The organism is Rhizobium ecuadorense (assembly GCF_001187535.1).
GTDB classification, from domain to species: Bacteria; Pseudomonadota; Alphaproteobacteria; order Rhizobiales; family Rhizobiaceae; genus Rhizobium; species Rhizobium ecuadorense.
The window spans coordinates 1-386 of the sequence record NZ_LFIO01000514.1 but is presented as its reverse complement, the minus strand read 5'-3'; the positions used below and the strand labels follow the sequence as shown (position 1 = coordinate 386).

Annotated in this window: 1 pseudogene; it reads right to left on the bottom strand. The window is 50.8% G+C overall.

Features of this window, described 5'->3' with window-relative positions:
- A pseudogene (locus AF337_RS11790) lies at positions 1–227 on the bottom strand (aspartate/glutamate racemase); the annotation flags it as partial.
- Positions 228–386 lie beyond the last annotated feature (159 nt).

Genomic DNA, 386 nt, shown 5'->3' with positions numbered 1-386 from the left:
GCCGCCTTTAGCTTGTTGGCCTCTTCAGCGATCAATTCTCCGACCAAATCCCATCGGCCTTCAACCTGTCTACGTTCGACTTCATCGAAATCTGTCTGGGCCATTACCAGCTTTGCACAATGCCGACCGCTTCCGCCCATTCGCTTCGCTATCAGTTCATTGATGGTCTGATAGTAAATGATCGAGCTGGGCCAAGCGACACCGCCAACTATACCGATGGTTTTCATTTTAACTCCATAGTCTTTCTAACGGCTGATGGCCGGTTATACCGGCTTGGACTCATAAAGTAGGAGAGCAGCCAAATGTCTGCGCGGATCGAATTTTTTTTAACGCCCATCAGTTCAGCACCACCGGAACGAGCGAGGCCAGAAGCAACATCGCCATCG